Source organism: Halalkalibaculum sp. DA384, from assembly GCF_043951955.1.
Lineage (GTDB): Bacteria > Bacteroidota > Rhodothermia > Balneolales > Balneolaceae > JAMQKA01.
The window spans coordinates 244,002-261,394 of sequence record NZ_JBINJE010000003.1; the positions used below are offsets into that span (position 1 = coordinate 244,002).

Annotated in this window: 17 protein-coding genes, 1 tRNA gene and 1 riboswitch; of the genes, 5 read left to right on the top strand and 13 right to left on the bottom strand. The window is 51.5% G+C overall.

The window, feature by feature from the left end; genetic code table 11:
* Positions 1-64 precede the first annotated feature (64 nt).
* The 11 genes from hemW to ACG2E4_RS03505 form a co-directional block, all read right to left on the bottom strand.
* The gene (hemW, locus tag ACG2E4_RS03455) at positions 65-1,204 is read right to left on the bottom strand and encodes a radical SAM family heme chaperone HemW (protein WP_395275715.1); all 1,140 of its coding nucleotides are present in this window, start codon (positions 1,202-1,204) and stop codon (positions 65-67) included.
* Between the two features lie 69 nt (positions 1,205-1,273).
* Positions 1,274-1,837, bottom strand: coding sequence for a gamma carbonic anhydrase family protein (locus tag ACG2E4_RS03460; RefSeq protein ID WP_395275716.1), 564 nt, complete (start codon positions 1,835-1,837; stop codon positions 1,274-1,276).
* A 242-nt stretch (positions 1,838-2,079) separates the two neighbouring features.
* Positions 2,080-2,700, bottom strand: coding sequence for a thiamine phosphate synthase (thiE, locus tag ACG2E4_RS03465; RefSeq protein ID WP_395257422.1), 621 nt, complete (start codon positions 2,698-2,700; stop codon positions 2,080-2,082).
* Positions 2,697-3,314, bottom strand: a complete 618-nt coding sequence (gene thiE / locus ACG2E4_RS03470) for a thiamine phosphate synthase (RefSeq protein ID WP_395275717.1) — start codon at positions 3,312-3,314, stop codon at positions 2,697-2,699. The genes thiE (ACG2E4_RS03465) and thiE (ACG2E4_RS03470) overlap by 4 nt, the downstream gene beginning before the upstream one ends.
* Position 3,315: 1 nt before the next feature.
* Positions 3,316-4,104 (bottom strand): thiazole synthase, encoded by a 789-nt coding sequence (locus ACG2E4_RS03475; protein ID WP_395275718.1) that lies wholly within the window; start codon positions 4,102-4,104, stop codon positions 3,316-3,318.
* A gap of 165 nt (positions 4,105-4,269) precedes the next feature.
* Positions 4,270-4,479 (bottom strand): sulfur carrier protein ThiS, encoded by a 210-nt coding sequence (gene thiS / locus ACG2E4_RS03480; protein ID WP_395257428.1) that lies wholly within the window; start codon positions 4,477-4,479, stop codon positions 4,270-4,272.
* 34 nt (positions 4,480-4,513) lie between these two features.
* Positions 4,514-5,617 carry a glycine oxidase ThiO gene (gene thiO / locus ACG2E4_RS03485; protein WP_395275719.1) on the bottom strand — a complete coding sequence of 368 codons (1,104 nt, stop codon included), beginning with the start codon at positions 5,615-5,617 and terminating at the stop codon, positions 4,514-4,516.
* 86 nt (positions 5,618-5,703) lie between these two features.
* A complete protein-coding gene (tenA, locus tag ACG2E4_RS03490; RefSeq protein WP_395275720.1) occupies positions 5,704-6,378 on the bottom strand; it encodes a thiaminase II in 675 nt (224 codons plus the stop codon).
* 56 nt (positions 6,379-6,434) lie between these two features.
* Positions 6,435-7,271: a bifunctional hydroxymethylpyrimidine kinase/phosphomethylpyrimidine kinase gene (gene thiD, locus ACG2E4_RS03495; protein ID WP_395257434.1), complete on the bottom strand. Its 837-nt coding sequence runs from the start codon at positions 7,269-7,271 to the stop codon at positions 6,435-6,437.
* Between the two features lie 52 nt (positions 7,272-7,323).
* Positions 7,324-7,427: riboswitch (TPP riboswitch) on the bottom strand.
* 206 nt (positions 7,428-7,633) lie between these two features.
* Positions 7,634-8,215, bottom strand: a complete 582-nt coding sequence (locus ACG2E4_RS03500) for a DsbA family protein (protein ID WP_395275721.1) — start codon at positions 8,213-8,215, stop codon at positions 7,634-7,636.
* 25 nt (positions 8,216-8,240) lie between these two features.
* On the bottom strand, positions 8,241-9,386 hold the full coding sequence (locus ACG2E4_RS03505; protein WP_395257438.1) for an IscS subfamily cysteine desulfurase: 1,146 nt from the start codon (positions 9,384-9,386) through the stop codon (positions 8,241-8,243).
* 113 nt (positions 9,387-9,499) lie between these two features.
* Between ACG2E4_RS03505 and nadC the strand changes: the two genes are divergently transcribed.
* From nadC to ACG2E4_RS03520, 3 genes are all read left to right on the top strand, one after another.
* A complete protein-coding gene (gene nadC, locus ACG2E4_RS03510; protein ID WP_395275722.1) occupies positions 9,500-10,330 on the top strand; it encodes a carboxylating nicotinate-nucleotide diphosphorylase in 831 nt (276 codons plus the stop codon).
* Between the two features lie 131 nt (positions 10,331-10,461).
* Positions 10,462-11,571, top strand: a complete 1,110-nt coding sequence (gene nadA, locus ACG2E4_RS03515) for a quinolinate synthase NadA (RefSeq protein ID WP_395275723.1) — start codon at positions 10,462-10,464, stop codon at positions 11,569-11,571.
* Between the two features lie 32 nt (positions 11,572-11,603).
* Complete coding sequence (locus tag ACG2E4_RS03520; protein WP_395275724.1) at positions 11,604-12,479, top strand: YihY/virulence factor BrkB family protein; 876 nt, start codon at positions 11,604-11,606, stop codon at positions 12,477-12,479.
* A 190-nt stretch (positions 12,480-12,669) separates the two neighbouring features.
* On the opposite strand, the gene ACG2E4_RS03525 is transcribed toward ACG2E4_RS03520, so the two are convergent.
* Positions 12,670-13,923 carry an NAD(P)/FAD-dependent oxidoreductase gene (locus ACG2E4_RS03525; protein WP_395275725.1) on the bottom strand — a complete coding sequence of 418 codons (1,254 nt, stop codon included), beginning with the start codon at positions 13,921-13,923 and terminating at the stop codon, positions 12,670-12,672.
* Positions 13,924-13,999: 76 nt separating this feature from the next.
* Positions 14,000-14,905, bottom strand: a complete 906-nt coding sequence (gene hslO, locus ACG2E4_RS03530) for an Hsp33 family molecular chaperone HslO (protein ID WP_395275726.1) — start codon at positions 14,903-14,905, stop codon at positions 14,000-14,002.
* A 560-nt stretch (positions 14,906-15,465) separates the two neighbouring features.
* Here hslO and recJ point away from each other — a divergent pair.
* Together recJ and ACG2E4_RS03540 are read left to right on the top strand one after the other, a co-directional pair.
* The gene (recJ, locus tag ACG2E4_RS03535) at positions 15,466-17,181 is read left to right on the top strand and encodes a single-stranded-DNA-specific exonuclease RecJ (RefSeq protein WP_395275727.1); all 1,716 of its coding nucleotides are present in this window, start codon (positions 15,466-15,468) and stop codon (positions 17,179-17,181) included.
* A gap of 88 nt (positions 17,182-17,269) precedes the next feature.
* Positions 17,270-17,342: transfer RNA gene (locus ACG2E4_RS03540), tRNA-Phe, on the top strand.
* Positions 17,343-17,393: the final 51 nt, after the last annotated feature.

Sequence of the window (17,393 nt, forward strand, 5' to 3'; positions counted from 1 at the left end):
TTCAGGTTGAAAGTTGTGAATAGACAGTCTAAAACCTGCAACATGCAACCTTCAACATTATCCATCAGTGCATCGTAATGATGTCCAGCAGAATCGAATCTGCAATTTTTCGACCTTCGACTGAAAGGCGGAGTCTCTCATTGCCGGCCATAAATTTGCCTTCATCCACTTTTTGATCGATATAGTCCTGTTGCCGTTCATTAAGTGAATAATTATAGCGATTAACCAGTTCCTTCTTTAAAATTCCCTCCCTTGTTCTCAGCCCCAGCATCAGACGCTCTTCAGCCAGCTGCAGTTTTGTAAGCTGCTCCTTCTGTTGCCGCATCGCCGACAGTTCTTCACCAAGATACGCTTTCAAATCGGACTTGTTGCTCCAGCGCACTGCCCCGTCTTCGTCCCACCAGAACGAGTGCGCAGCCGGACCCAGCCCCAGGTAGTTTTCGTGCCGCCAGTAGCTGCTGTTGTGTACCGCCTCGTGACCCGGTTTGCTGTAGTTGCTCACCTCGTATTGCGGTATTCCGGCCTCTGCCAACCGCTCCACCACCAGGTCATAATGATCCGAAACCACCTCATCCCCCGGCGGCTGTATCCGCCCCAGTTCCACTTGCCTGCCAAGCTTTGTCTTCGGCTCCACCGTCAGTGAGTACGCCGATACGTGCGGGGGATCAAAACTGATCAGCGTTTCCAGGTCCTCCTCCAGGCCCTGCAGGCTCTGCCCCGGGTTGCCGTAGATAAGATCCGCCGTAAATGTGTGGAAACCGGTAGATTTGAGCAGTTCCAGGCATGCCAGGGCTTCCTCCCGGTTGTGCGCTCGATTCATGAACTCCAGAAGCTCCGGCTTGAACGACTGCACGCCCATGCTCGAACGCGTGATTCCCACATCCAGCAGATCGCCGAGGTAGGCCCTGCTCACATCATCGGGATTCATCTCCAGGGTAATTTCTTCGGTCTCCAGCAAGAAGGTCTTGCGGAGGGCTCTCATGATGCGATCAAGAGCTCCAGCGTTTAACAGCGATGGCGTTCCGCCCCCGAAATAGATCGAACGCACCGGCTCTTCGGTGTATTTTGTATCCTGGTATGATTCGATCTCCTCGATCAGCCTCTTCACGAACTGATCACGGTAGCCCGTACGGGTTACGAAATAGAAATCGCAGTACGAGCACGCCTGCCTGCAAAACGGGATATGGAGGTAAATTCCAGACATGGAAATTATGAATACTGAACAAGAAATAACGAATATCGAATAACCAAGAACTTCATTATTCGATATTCGTCATTCTTTATTCTGTGGTTCCCGTGCGCTATAGAACGGGTTTTCATCGTAGGTATCTTTCTGCTGGTACGCGCGGGAGTACTTGATATAGTTTTCAGAGTGTTTCTTTATGGATGCGATCTCCTCATCGCTCAGCTTCCGCTTCTTCTGCACCGGCGATCCCATGTAGAGATAGCCTGACTCCAGCGTTTTGCCCGGGGGGACCAGGCTGCCCGCTGCCACGATGACATCGCTCTCGATGACGGCCTCATCCAGCACCGTGGTGTTTATGCCGATCAGCACGCGGTCGTGGATGGTGCATCCGTGAATCATGGCGCTGTGACCAATTGTCACTTCATCGCCAATCTTTGTGGGACCCGTTTGATTCATCACATGGATGCAGGCGTTGTCCTGTACATTGCTTCGCTTCCCGATCTGGATCCAGTTCACATCGCCCCGGATCGTCACGTTAAACCACACGCTGCTCTGGCTGCCGATAGTGACATCCCCGATAATATCAGCGCTGGGAGCCACGAAAACAGTGTCGTCAAATTGCGGTGATCGGTTGATAAATTCGTAAATCATCGTTTTTCGTTAATAAGAATTGGTTATTGGCAACTGTTTGTCCTGTACGTTGCGAAGATAAGCATAAAAGTTACCTATTTCGTACTGCGTATTTGGAAGTGTTCCTCAATTCATATCTGGTATTGCAATACGGAATACGCAGTACACTACTGGCGCGAGCGTCCCGCTCGTGTCCTTTTTTAACACCTTTTTGTTGCTCTACATACTGCTTCTCTATAATACTCTCGAAGCAGCGTTTCAGGCTACACGGTTTCTACAAACTTGCGGGCTGCCTCACCCGGATCGTCTGCCGCGCAAATGGCAGAGGATAAAGCTATGATATCCGCTCCGGCCTCAAATACATCCCGGGCGTTCTCCAGCGTGATGCCTCCGATAGCCACTAGCGGAATCGAAACCGCCTCTGCCACCTCGCGCAGCGTTTCCAATCCGCGTGGCGGGTAGTGTTTTTGTTTAGTGGTAGTTTCGAATATATGACCCAGCGCCACGTAATCAGCCCCGGCCTGTTCCACCTGCAGCGCTTCTTCAACTGTTGATGATGTACCGCCAATAATCTTCTCCTTTCCAAGCACCTTCCGCGCAGCGGGAATGGGGAGATCGTCCTGTCCCAGGTGCACGCCGTCGGCCCCGCCTGCCAGGGCCAGATCCGCCCGGTCATTCACGATAAACGTTGTTTCAGTACCTGATGTTATCTCGGCGATTTCCCTGATCTCAGCGATCGATTCCCGCGCCGTCATCTGCTTGTTGCGGTACTGGATCATCTGCACGCCCGCTTCCACGGTCATCATGGCTAGTTCCACATGGGAGAAGCGGTGTTGAATAATTGTATCCGTAATTAAATAAATGCCTTTTAAGCCTTTGCTCATAACGTTGATAGTAATTGTTCCCATTCCTGAACTTTTGCAGAAACATCCTTCGCCCCCATAATCGATGAAATTCCGGCAACACCATATGCTCCTGCCTTTAAACATCCCGGAGCACGTCCTGTTGTGAGTCCCCCGACGGCGTACACCGGAATCGAAACGATTTGACTCACGTGGCGCAGCTTGTCAAGACCCTGCGGTGCTCCATATTCCGCTTTTGATGCGGTATAAAACACCGGACCAAACAGCAGGAAATCGGCGCCGCAGCTCTCTGCCCGGACAGCCGATTCGACGGAATGCACGCTGGTGCCGATGATCAGTGATGAATCGAGCTCCTTAATATCTGCAGGAGAGATGCTGGTTTCCCGGCAGTGAACGCCATCAGCCCCCACGGCCAGGGCGATGTCTGCGCGGTCGTTTACAAATAATTGTGCATTCCATCTTGAAGTTATCTCCCGCAGCTTTTCGGCACATTCAAACAGCGCTCTGCCGGAAAGATCCTTCTCCCTGAGTTGCACGGCCTTAATCCCGTTACGGCATGCCTTTTCCACCACTTCGGCAAGCGGACGCGGCGCACATTTTTTCCGATCGGTAATGAGGTAGTATCGGAAGGGCATTCTACTCATCCGTGTTCGCGACCTCAATTCGACCCTCCATCGGGCTGGAAGCGTTGGCGTACAACCGGCGCGGCATGCGTCCAGCTTCAAATGCCAACCGACCTGCCTCGATAGCCAGTTTCATCGCCTGTGCCATCTTCACCGGGTGCCTGGCCTGCGATATGGCCGAATTCATCAGTACCGCATCCATCCCCAGCTCCATCGCGATGGCGGCGTCAGAGGCCGTACCCACCCCGGCGTCCACAATCACCGGCACATCCACTTGTTCACGAATAATCTGCAGGTTATACGGGTTGCGGATGCCCATACCGGAACCGATGGGCGCTCCCAGCGGCATGACGGCGGCGCACCCCATCTCGGCCAGCTTCTTGCAGGTAATCGGGTCGTCATTGGCATAGGGCAGCACGACGAAATCTTCCATAATAAGCTGTTCAGCCGCCTTCAACAACTCGGCAACATCAGGGAACAGCGTCTCGTCATCACCAATCACCTCGAGCTTCACCCAATTGGTATCGAGGGCTTCGCGACCCAGTTGCGCGGTCAGTACCGCTTCTTTGGCGGTATAGCATCCCGCGGTATTCGGCAGGATAAAATAGTTGTCCCCGTCGAGATAGCTGAGGATATCCTCCCCTCCGTCACGCTCCAGGTTTGCCCGGCGCAGGGCAACAGTCACAATCTCGGTGCCGCTTGCGTTCAGTGCCCGGCGCATGGTCTCGGGATCAGGGAATCGCGCGCTCCCCACGATAAGCCGGGAATCAAATTCCTTGTCTGCTATCTTCAGTTTACTCATAATTTTTTAAGTCAGATTAGGATACTCTATTCGAGGGCTTTGCAAAACCGTCTATGCTATTTTGAAGCGCAAGCATTTTTAACACAGATGCCGTTTTCTCTTACTGGTCCAAATCACAACCTTAAACCGGGGGCAGGTGCTGGATCAGCGATTCTTCATTCCAACTCATCCTCCCTGTGTGGCACGGATAATTTCGATACGATCCTCTTCATGCAGTTGCTGCCGGTCCCATTGGGATTTGGGAACGACGGAATCATTCAGGGCAACGGCCGTTCCCTTGCTGTCTCCATCGTCTTCGACATCAAACTCGGCCAACAGCTTTTTCACTGTGTTGGCTTGTGTATTAACAGTGTCTCCATTTACAGTCAGTTTCATAATTTTATAGATCCTTGATTTTCGGGTTTCTTTTCTAAAAACGACCGGGGCGAAACGGTTCAAGAACCTCAGCGACCGTCCCATCCAGAATTTCATCAGCTATTGAATAAACAGTTATAGGCGTCAACAGGATTCCGTGGCGGTAGTGCCCCGTGGCGTAATAAAGCCCTTCCATCTCAGTCTGGCCGATAATGGGCGCATGATCGCGGCTGGCGGGTCGGAGTCCGGCGATGGTCTCCACCAGCGGCAGGTCGTAGATGGAAGGCACCGCCTCCCAAGCCTCTTCCAGGAGCTCCTTCTGTCCCCCTGCCGTAGGTGTTTGGTCAAACCCCTTCTCCTCGCTGGTGGCTCCCAGCCGGATCGTACCGTCCTCTTTGGGAACCAGGTAGAATCGCGGCGATCGCACGATCCCCTTCAGGTCACAGTCATCTGTTTGTTGAAGCGTTATGATCTGTCCTTTCACGGGACGAATCGGCGGTTTGATCTTGTCTGGAATGCCGGCAATTTTCCCGGACCAACAACCAGCGGCCAAAATCACTTTATCAAACTTAAAATTTGAGGATGCCGTTGAAAGACCTCTAAGTGTACCCCCGGCAAGATCAATCTGCTGCACCGCATTTTTTTCCAGCAGCAGACCGCCCCGCGATTCAAACGCCTTCCTGAGGCATCGGACCAGCGCCCGGTTGTCGATCTGGGCGTCATCCGGCAGCCACACGGCCGATACGATCTTTGGCGAAAGCAGTGGTTCGCGCTCCCGGGCCTCTGTTCCCGTTATCATCTCAACCGTCAATGATAGCTCTTCCCTGAAATTGTATAGTCGTTGCAGGTGCTCGGTATCATCGCGGTCGACGCCCACCAGCATGGTTCCGCACCGGTCGAATTCAGGAACATTTTCAACATCTTCGGCCAGCTCCTCCAAAAAGCGCGGGTACAGGCGCAGACTCTCCTGCCCCAGCTTCATCAGCTCGATCTCCTCGAACCCCACTTCTGCGTAGGGAGCCAGCATCCCCGCTGCCGCCCGGCTGGCCTCCTGCCCGACGGTGCCCTTCTCAAACAGCGTGACTTCGGCTCCCCGCCGGAGCAGCTGCCAGCCGATACTGAGTCCGATAATACCGCCGCCGATAATGCCGATTTTCATATTTTGGAATCTTTATTTGTATTCTGTCTCGGTGTTTACAGGGCGTTGTGCCTTACTTTCAACGCACTAATTCGGCTTGATACTGCCTATTCTGCCTCCTCCAACACCTCCCGCAACGGCCACTGCTCCCTGCGATAGGCGCTCTCCCAGAACATCCACTCCAGCTCGGTGGACTTGACAAACGCCTCGGTCATCTCTTCCAGTCGCTCTTTGGATTCACGCTCCGCTACCTCGTCGGTGATCTCAATAGCGCGATCCACGCTCTTGTTGAACTCTTCTCCCGCGTAGGTATCGATCCAGTCCTGGTAGGGATTCTCTTCGGCTGCATTTTCGTAGATCTCCAGTCCCACTTCCCGGTATATCCAAAAGCAGGGGAGCAAGGCGGCTATATTTACGACATTATCTTTTGTAGCTGCTGTTGAAAGCAGAAAGTTGGTATATGAAAAGCAGGAGGGAGATTTTTTGGGGTTCATCTCCGTTCCGTACTGCTCGTAAAAATTCTGGTGCAGCTGCCGCTCTACGACCACCGCCTCGCTGGCAAACTTGAAAAAGTCGTACATCTGGGTTGTGGAATCACAGCGAACGCCGGCCAGGGAGAGCGCCCTCGAAAAGTCCGCCAGGTACAGGGTATCCTGCTTCAGGTAGAACAGGAATATATCTTCGGGTAGTGTCCCATCGGTCAGTTCCCGGATAAACGGCAGTTCAAGGATGGCGTCGTACATCGGTTCAATAGTTGACCAGAGCTCGTCGGTGAATTTCATTCTGTGATCTGGATTTACTTTTCAACAGTTAGTTATGGAGGTAGTTTATATTTTCGTTACTGCCACCACTGATAAAAATGGTGCAGCGGGCCGTGACCTTCGCCTATGCTGTATTCGCTGCCTGCTCTTATGGCACCGGAGATATACTCTTTGGCGTCCTGAACAGCCTCAGGAAGCGGCTTCCCTTTTGCGAGTCCCGCCGCAATGGCTGACGAAAGGGTACAGCCGGTGCCGTGGGTATTCGGCGTATGAACTCGTTCTGCCTGGAACCAGTACACCTCCCGGCCGCTGGTGTCTTTCTCGTTCAGTACCAAACAATCGATGCTTTTCTCGTCGCTGAAGTGCCCGCCTTTCAGCAGTACGGAGCGGGGCCCAAGCTCCAGCAATTTCCGGGCAGCCGATTCCATCTGTGAGCGGTCTTCAATTTGGATATCCAGCAGGGTCTCTGCCTCCGGCAGGTTGGGCGTAATATTCGTACTCAGCGGGAACAGGCGCTCTTTTAACGTTTCAATTGCATCATCTTCAATAAGCCTGGCCCCGCTCTTGGCCACCATGACGGGATCAAGCACTATGTTGTCAACAGCATGAGTTTCCAGGCGATCCGCAACTGTTTCCATGACAGGAGTGTTGAACAGCATGCCTATTTTTACAGCATCTACGCCCAGATCACTGATAACAGTATCGATCTGCAGGGCCACAAAGTCGGGCGGCAAGGCGTGGATACCGGTGACGTCAGTGGTATTCTGGGCGGTCAGGGCGGCCAGTACCGACATGCCGTAACACCCCATCGCAGCAAAGGCTTTAAGATCGGCCTGGATCCCCGCACCGCCCCCGCTGTCAGATGTCGCGATGGTCAGTGCCCGGGCATACGTCTTGGCTGGTGTTTTTTCCATGGATAAACAGCAGTGATTTTATTTAGTGCTGTTTACCGGCAGAAGATGGGCTGAAGTTGAGGTGTCGTTTCCCTCCGCTGGTACTAACCAGGTCAAGTGTTGAGGATCTTATCTCAGCCCTTTCGCCTGCGCGAAAAAGCACTCCTAACGACAAACAGCGGTCACTAAGTGAACAAGATGATATTACCGAAAAACACTACGCTATGCAAACGGTGAAGAAGGGCCGTGCCTTATTCAAAAGCATTAATTTCCGGATTAACTGTCTGCATTTAACTTATTGATGCGTGACGGGTAACGAGTAAAGAGTAACCCGTGATGCGCAGTAGAAGCAGCGTTACTCCTCACTTATTACTCGTTACAGATTACGCATCCTCCGACATCTGGCTTTCCAGGAGAGATTTAAACTGATCGTATGAACGTGGAAGCTGCTGTACCTTGATGCCGTTGATAAAAAATGTGGGCGTTGAGTTCACCCCCATATTGACTCCTTCCTGCTTCTGTTCCATCACTTTTTTTTGCGTTTCTGCAGCATTCAGGTCACTTTGAAACTGCTGGACATCCAGTCCCAGTTCCTTTGCATATCCAATAAAAATCGACTGTGGATTCCCAGAACTCGACCAGTTGTCCTGGTTCTCGAACAGCATATCATGCATCGCCTTGAACTGCCCCTGGTTCCCGGCTGCCTCGGCTGCACGGGCGGCCAGTGCCGCAAACTGATGGCTGTTCAGCGGAAAGTAACGGTATTCCACCTTCAGTTTATCCCCGAACTCCTCTTTTAGTTTTTCAACAACCGGATGGTAATAGGCGCAGGCCGGGCATTGGTAGTCGCTGTACTCGGTCAGTACGATATCGGCTTCACTGTCGGACTCCTGGGCAAAGGATCCCGCCGCGGTTAACAAGAAAATAAAAGTCGAAAACGAGAGGATTTGTAGTAAACGTTTCATAAATCGTTATCTGGTTTAAGATTCGTTAAAGCTTAATCATACTAAAATGCCTGGTCAATACCTTTTCCAGGATATTAAATGCTTCTGAGATCTCCTCTTCCGTTGTCTGCTTGCCTAACGAAATACGGATGAACTCTCGTGCCTCCTGCTCATCACGCCCCAGGGCCACCATGCTGGCCGCCGGTTTTTCCGAGCCCACCGAACAGGCGCTGCCGGTCGAAATTGCCAGTCCGTAGCGGTTGCACTCGATCATGGCGTACTGCCCCTCCATGCCGTGAATACGCAGCCCAATAATATTGGGAAGGCTGTTTTCAGGGTCGCCCTCCAGGGTAACATCGAATTCACTTTCCATCAGCAGATCCAGGAACTGGTTGCGCAGGGTTCGTTCCCGTTCCAGCTCATCTTCCCGCTGCCTGGCTATATCACGGGCAGCAGCCATAAAAGCTCCAACGCCCGGCACGTTCACTGTTCCCGAAGCAAAGCCTTTTTCCTGCGTTGTTCCCGGGATCACCGGCTTCCAGCTCAAAGCAGGCCTGACGTAAGCGGCTCCCACACCTTTGGGGCCGTATATCTTGTGAGCAGAAATGGAGATACTGTCCAGATGGCAGGCTTTCACATCCACCGGGATCTTGCCAAAGGTCTGCACGCAGTCGCTGTGAAACAGGATGTCGCGTTGATCCAGCAGCTTGCCGATCGACCGCAGGTCCTGTATTGTCCCGATCTCGGAGTTGCCGTGATGCACTGACACCAGGATCGTGTCTTTGCGGAGCATACTTTCCAGGGCAGAGAGCTTCACCCGTCCTTTTTGATCCACCGGTATATATTCCACATCGTAGCCCTGTTCTTCCAGGAGCGCAAATACGTTGCGCACGGAAGAGTGCTCTCCCCGCGTGGTCAGCAGGTGTCCGCTCCCGTCTGTGTTTCCCTTTACAAGAGATTGAATCGCCAGCTCATTGGAATCGCTGCCTCCTCCCGTAAAGTAAATACCGCGGGATTCGGCGTTGACCATATCCCCGATCGTCTGCCGCGCCTGGTCCAGAATCTGCTGGGCCGTGGAGCCGAAATCGTGCAGGCTGCTCGAATTGCCGAAATGTTTTTTTGCTACCTCCCGGTACACCTCAATGGCACGGTCGCTCATCGGGGTGGTGGCGGCATAATCCAAATAAATCATCCGACTTAGTTAACTCGTTGAAAATGCTTATTATTAGAACTTAAATATATGGATTTAACCTCAGAAAGAAACAGGTAAGTCCGCTGACTTACTGATAATACTTCTTACCATTTGTGGAAAAGCTTAAACTTCGGGATATCATAGCAGAAGCCCTGGAAGAGGACCTGGGAATGGGTGATTTGACCAGTAGCTTTTTTGCACCGGATCACATTTCAACGGGATTTTTTACGGCGAAAGCGGATGGAGTACTGGCCGGACTTGACATAATCACGGAAACCTACCGCCTGCTGGATGAGCGTATTGAAGTAGACCTGTACCAGCAGGACGGCGACCGCATAGAGCAGGGAGAGGAGATTGCGGAAGCGGAAGGCCCAACAGCGCCCTTGCTGAGTGGCGAACGGGTGATCCTGAACCTGCTGCAGCACATGAGCGGTATCGCCACGGGCACCAAACGGGCGGTAGAGGCATTGCACAGCTCCCACACCCGCGTGTGCGATACACGGAAGACCCTGCCCGGCCTCCGGATGCTGCAAAAATATGCGGTACGCTGCGGCGGCGGGTACAATCACCGCTATCGCCTGGACGACGGCGTGATGCTCAAGGACAACCATATCAAGGCCGCCGGCGGTATAAGTAGGGCAGTCAGTCAGTTGCGCAATGAACTGGGGCTGATGGTGCGAATCGAGGTGGAAACGGAAACGCGGGATCAGGTGTTGGAGAGTGTTGAATCGGGCGCTGATATCATTATGTTTGACAACCAGGCGCCCCCGGAAGTGAAACAGCTTGTTGAACTGGTGCCGGATCACATTATCACGGAAATCTCGGGCGGTATCACCATCGATACCATCGGAGACTATCGTGACACCGGCGTCGATTATATTTCGATGGGGTCACTGACCCATTCGGTAACCGCACTGGATATCAGCTTTAATTTGAATGATTAGTTATCTTACATTGCATATCCCGGACATAGAGAGTTGTGTGAGAAAATGACTTTTTACAGAGATAAGATCATTGAATTTGTTTCAACGTACGGGATGACGACAATACAGCCCATACAAACAAGATCAGCACTATGGAAACGCTAGATTTTTTACAGCAAGATGAACAGGTAAGCCTGCCGGAACGCTATCGCGAGATGAAAGAGCCTGAAATGGCGCAACGCATCCGCGAAATCAAGCAGAAGTTCGGAAACCGGCTTTTCATGCCGGGCCACCATTATCAGAAGGATGAAGTGATCCAGTTTTCGGATGCGCGGGGCGACTCTCTTAAACTGGCTCAAATCTCGGGCCAGAACAAGGAAGCAGAATATATTATCTTCTGCGGCGTCCATTTTATGGCGGAAACGGCTGATATGCTGACCGACGACCACCAAAAGGTAATCCTGCCCGATATGCGGGCCGGCTGCTCCATGGCCGACATGGCCAATATCGACCAGACCGAGCGCGGGTGGAATGTCATGCAGGAGACTTTTGGTGACACCATTCTGCCGCTGACCTACGTAAATTCAACCGCTGCCATCAAGGCTTTTGTAGGCCGCAACGGGGGATCAACTACCACATCCTCGAATGCCAAAGATATCATCAAGTGGGCGTTCAAGCAGAAAGAGCGCATCCTGTTTTTGCCCGACCAGCACCTGGGGCGCAATACAGCTTACGACCTCGGTATTCCACTTGACCAGATGGCCGTTTGGGATCCGCAGGAAGAACAGTTTGAATGCGAGGGTCCCCTGCAGGAAGCCAGGGTGATTCTCTGGAAAGGGCACTGCTCGGTACATGAGAAGTTCAATGTCAAGCATATTGAAAACCTCCGTAAAAAAGATCCCGAAATTAATATCCTGGTTCATCCCGAATGTACTTACGATGTCGTACAGGCCTCCGACTACAACGGGTCCACCAGCTATATCATCAGCACAATTGAAAACGCCCCCGCGGGGAGCAAGTGGGCGATCGGTACCGAAATGAACCTGGTCAACCGGATCGCCAATGAACATCCCGACAAGGACATCGTGTCGGTAAACCCGTTTATGTGTCCCTGCCTGACGATGAACCGCATCGACATGGCTCACCTGCTGTGGTCGCTGGAAAAGCTGGAGCAGGGCGAAGTGGTCAACCAGATCACCGTTGATCCTGAAACGACTAAACCGGCCCTGCAGGCACTCAATCGCATGCTTGAGCTCTCATAAATAATATCTCGTTTGATGACTAGATTCTGTGGATGAGCATATCTCCTGTATTCTCCTTGTTATGGAAAGCTGCCAAACGGTTTTTCGAGGATGACGCCACCACGCTGGCAGGTGCCCTGGCATTTTCCACCCTGTTCGCCATTCCTCCCCTGTTGCTTATCATAATCACGCTGCTTGGGTACTTCTCCGGCAGTTATGCGGCCACCGCCGACCTGTATGGACAGATATCAGAACTCTGGGGACCCCGTGCTGCCACAACAATACAGTCGGCCGTAGACAACTACGAACTTTTTAAACAGGGATTTTTTCCTTCATTGGTTGGCATCATCATTTTTCTTGTTGCCTCCAGCAGCTTTTTCGCGGTTATTCAGCATTCACTAAACCGGATCTGGAGGGTGCAGCCGATACCAGAAAATAACCTGCTGTACCTGCTGAAAGTGCGCGCTCTTTCCTTCTTGTTGATTATTCTGCTGGTTCTGCTCCAACTGGTTTCGGTGCTGTTCGAGTCGGTACTTATCGTTCTCAGGGATCATATAAGCGTGGTTTTTCCGCAGATCAATTTACCCCTTTTTGCCGCTACCGGTTTTTTCAGTTCCTTCCTGCTGATTGCCCTGATATTGGCCTGCATATATAAATTTCTGCCGGATGTTAACATACGGTGGCGGGTGGTGTGGGCAGGCGCCGCTTTTACCTCAGTGCTGTTTTCCCTGGGCAAGCTGGTTATCGGGTTTATACTCAGCCAGAGCAGTCTTTACAGCCTTTATGGCGTGGCGGGATCGGTACTGGTTGTGCTTCTGTGGGTCTACTACTCCGCTATGATCCTCTTCTACGGGGCCGAAGTTACACAGCAGGTTGGGAAGTATTACGGCTATCCCATTGAGCCCAAATCATATGCAATGAAAAAATGACTCTTCGAGGCTTTGCGAAATCCCAACCTGTATTTCTCACAAGTTTTTTGGTGAGAAATGCGGCTAAATTCTTCGTTTGGAGGGAGTTGGACTCCCGTTAAAAGGTCAATGAGGTCGGTGGTACAACCCCTCCCAACAAAATTGCGAAGGCCCCTTTTCAAGAAGTTATATCAGGGGCATTGCAAACCTGTTATTTGGAGAATCGATTGGTTATAAGGCGAACCCCGCGTTTAAAGGAGAAATAATACCACATCCACTCCACGAACACCTTGATGCGATTACGGAAGCCGATCAGGTAAAAAATATGGATGACCGACCAGATTATCCAGGCGACAAAGCCACTTACTTTCCATCCCTTGACATCAGCCACCGCCTTGGCCCGACCGATTGTGGCCATCGTACCCTTGTCTACGTAGTGAAACGGTTCGCGCTCATCAACAGGAGTTTGCTGGCGAATTAGTTTCCCGACATAGCGCCCTTCCTGCATTGCCACCGGGGCCAGGCCGGGAAGTGGCTCCCCCTCTTTCTCCTCGAGGTGGGCTGCATCGCCGATAACAAAAATATCCGGATGATCAGATATGGAGAGATCTTTGTTGACCATGACTCTGCCCGTGCGGTCCTGGGGTTCCCCGAGCGAATTCATAAGCGGGGAAGCGGCCACCCCGGCCGCCCATATGATGTTGGGCGTTTCAATTGAACCCTCTTTAAATGTTACCTGGTTTTCACTTATCTCGGTTACGGGCGTATTCAACAGTACGCTGACGCCCATATCCTCCAGCGATTGGCGCGCCTTTTCAGCCAGTGATTTCGGAAAGCCGTTAAGGATCTGCGGTCCTGCTTCCACCAGAAAAATTCGGGATTCATTCTTGCTGAAGTTCTGGTAATCGCGCATCATGTTCCGCTTGGCGATTTCCGCTATGGCCCCCGCCATTTCAACGCCGGTAGGACCACCGCCGATTATTACGTAGGTAAGAAAGGGTTCGCGCAGTTTGGGATCATCGATCTGTTCAGCTTCCTCAAGCGAAAGCAGGATACGCTCGCGAACCTCCAGGGCGTCTGAAATCGACTTTAAACCGGGAGCATTGTCGGCCCAGTGATCGTTACCGAAGTAGTTGTACTGGGCACCCGGCGCTACGACCAGGGAGTCAAACTCAAACGTTCGGCCGTCTTTCAGCTCCAGCGCGTGCTCCCGCTTGTTGATATTGGTCACCTCCCCAAGTATCACCTGTATATTGCTGAACTTGCCAAACATCGCCCGGATGGGAACCGCAATATCACCCGGAGAGAGCGCAGCGGTTGCCACCTGGTAGAGGAGAGGCTGAAACAGGTGGTGATTGTTTTTGTCAATGATCGTCACCTTCATTCCCGAGTTGCGGAGCTCTTTGGCCGCTGATATACCACCGAATCCGCCGCCGATAATTATTACATGCTTCTGATCACTCATTGACAGAAGTTAAATTTCAATGTTGAAAGATTGCAGTTTCTACGACGCAAAATATAAAAATTTATCTATGCCGGCATCAGTTCATCCTGGCTTTGACCTGCGTCGCAATCTCTTCAATTTCTTCTTGTGAAACCTGGTAGTGTTCATTGCAAAAGTGACAAACCAGCTCCTGCCCTTCATCACTAATCTCTCGGAGTTCCTCAAAATCCAGCATTGTAAGGGCGTTGACAAACCGATCGCGCGTGCAACGGCAGAAAAAATCTACCGGCTGGCGGTCCAGCTCGCTAACTTTCATGGGGGCCAGTGCCCTTTCCATTAAATCGTCGATATACAATCCTTCTGAAAACAGCTTGTGGATGGAGCTGAACTGTTTCAGGTTTTCACGCAATTCATCGATTTTGCCCTCCGGGGCATCGGGGAGACGCTGAACGAGTATTCCTCCGGCTTCGGAAACCTCCCCTTTTTCATCCATACCGACATCCAGGAGTATGGCAGAAGGAACCTGCTCTGACTGGAACATGTAGAAAGCGAGATCATCGGTAATGTTCCCTTTCACGATCTCAATTGTGCTTGTTTTGGGTTCCGCTTCATTGTAAAGAATTTTCTTGAGCGTCAGGACTCCATTCCCGATGCCGTCACTTAGCTGGATTTCACGGTCGGAGTAATCCAGCTCAACCGCCGGGTTTTGTACATATCCCCGGATTTCGCCCACACGGTTCGCCTCGGTGACAATTTGTCCGACGGGACCGTCACAGTCGATGCGCAGCTGTATCCGCTCTTCGCCCTTCAGCTCGGAGGCCAGCAGCATCACCCCGGTCAAGGCCCGTCCCAACAGCACCGTATTCAGCAGGGAAAGGCCGTGCTTTTCTTTAGCCGTCCTGACCACATCGGTTGTTTTGACCACCGAAATTTTGAAATGGCCATCGTCTGAAATTCCTTTGACAAGTCGATCTTTATGTTCAAACTGTTTTTTAGAAAGCATTGAAAACGGTTGGTTTTAATGTGAAGCTGAATTAACAAAAAAGGCAGCCCAATCATTTGAGCCACCCGGAAACCATTTCTGAAACGTTTGGGTCCACGGTTTAATTGCGATCTCGCAGAGGGTTCTATAAAACCTCGTTTTGACCAGTATTGGTATGTTCGCAGGTAAATTTCGGGTAGTCTTCCCAACAATTTTCTACTTGAGGAATATACAGAATACAGGTCGAATACACATCAGCTCTTGTATCCGTTACGGCTCAAATCCGTTTTTGAGCCGTACACCTCTCGGTTTCGTCTCCCTTCCAAAAACAGCGGGACCGTTGCAAGGTAACCCAAAATGTGTATTTCGGGTAGCTCCAGGTTAACCGAATGGCATCCCGGCCGTGCCGGCCGAAAGATTCACAAGCTGGTTGACCGGACAAAAGAATTAATGATTTTTGGTGGCTAAATTGTATTTTGTAATGAAACTGTTTTCGTGAAAAAACTTGTTTTTAGAACCCTAGCTACCCGGTTTGACCACCGGTAGTTTGTTATGACAAAAGAAAAAAAACAAGGTGAATTATGCCATTTCGCTGGGTTTACAACAAGCCTGAGAATGGGGAGACTATATCCAGGTTGCAGGAAGAGCTGGGTATACCGGAAAAAATTGCTTACCTGCTGTCGCTCCGGGGAATAGATTCCTTTGACAAAGCCAAAAAATTCTTTCGCGCTGACCTGGATCTCCTCCACGATCCTTTTTTGATGAAAGATATGCACAAGGCCAGTACACGGCTTGCTTCGGCCATACGATCCGGAGAAAAGATCCTGGTGTACGGTGACTATGACGTCGATGGCACGACAGCCACTTCCATACTGTATATTTTCCTGAAAGATTTTGGGGTCGATGTGGAATATTTTATTCCTCACCGGTTCAAGGATGGATATGGAATCAGCCCCGACGGCATCCAGTTTGCCCGCCGGCGGGGGGCAAAGCTGATCGTGTCGGTAGATTGCGGAATAACCGCTGTTGAAGAGGCCCGGATGGCGGCAGAACAGGGTATTGATCTTATCATTTGCGATCACCACAATGTAGGTTCTGAAATTCCCAGCGCCGTTGGAGTGCTGGATCCGAAACGACCTGACTGCCAGTATCCCTTTAAAGGACTCTCCGGGGCGGGGGTGGGCTTTAAGCTGGTCCAGGGAACAATTTCCAAGCTGGGCCTGAATGAACGAATTGCCTACAAGTTTCTGGACCTGGTGGCGATCTCCATCGCATCCGACATAGTGCCGATTATCGATGAAAACCGGATCCTGATGCGGGAAGGATTGCGCATGCTCAATACCAATCCGCGAGTGGGTATCAAGGCGCTCCTTGAACTCGTTAATATTGATATCGGCAGCATATCCACCTCCAGCATCGTTTTCTCAATCGGTCCGCGCATCAACGCCGCCGGGCGCATGGGCGATGCTTCGAAGGCGGTTAAACTGATGATTTCGGAAACCGAATCGGAAGCTAAAGCCCGGGCACATGAGCTGGAATCAATTAATATTGAGCGCCGAAACAAAGACAGCCAGACCATGGAAGAAGCGGTTGACATGGTCAGCCGCGATTTCAACCTGGAGAAGACCTCATCCATGGTATTGCACGATCCGGACTGGCATCTCGGCGTGATCGGGATTGTGGCCTCCCGCCTGGTCGACACCTATTACCGGCCAGCGATTATGCTGAGTACAGTGGATGGAATGATCAAGGGCTCCGCCCGCAGCATCAAGGGCTTCAATATCTACAACGCCCTGAAACAGTGCGAGGACCTGCTGGAGCAGTACGGGGGACATGAGTACGCAGCCGGACTGACCATTAAAGGTGAAAACCTGGATGAATTTCGCAACCGCATTAACCAGATTGCCTCTGGCAATCTCAATTCAGACGACTTTGAGCCGGAGCTGGAGGTCGATTGCGAGCTGGATCTCAGCGAAATTAACATGCGATTCTGGAAACTGCTAAGCCAGTTTAAACCGTTTGGACCCGGCAATATGAGGCCAGTCTTTGTGAGCAAAGGTGTACAGGTAGAGGGAGTGCCCACAATCGTGGGATCCGGACACCTGAAGATGAAAGTCTCCCAAAACGGGTCGGGCAAATTTGATGTAATAGGCTTCAACATGCATGAATACCTGCCGATGCTGCGAAATACCGAACCCGGCGCGCTGCACATCGCTTATTCGCTGGAGGAAAACCACTGGAATGGACGACGAACACTCCAGATAAAATTAAAAGACCTGCATATTGAGGGAGACTAAAAAAATGGAATCATCCTTTTTATAAAAGCGAAAAGATTTTATATTTGGCAACTCTTACTAAAGAGATGATCCGAAAGAGATCTTTAAAGGGACTGTAGCTCAGTAGGTAGAGCACACGACTGAAAATCGTGGTGTCGGCGGTTCGATTCCGCCCGGTCCCACTTCTTTTCTCAAGTCTTCTAAAGGCCATTAAAACCCGCTCTCAGGCGTTT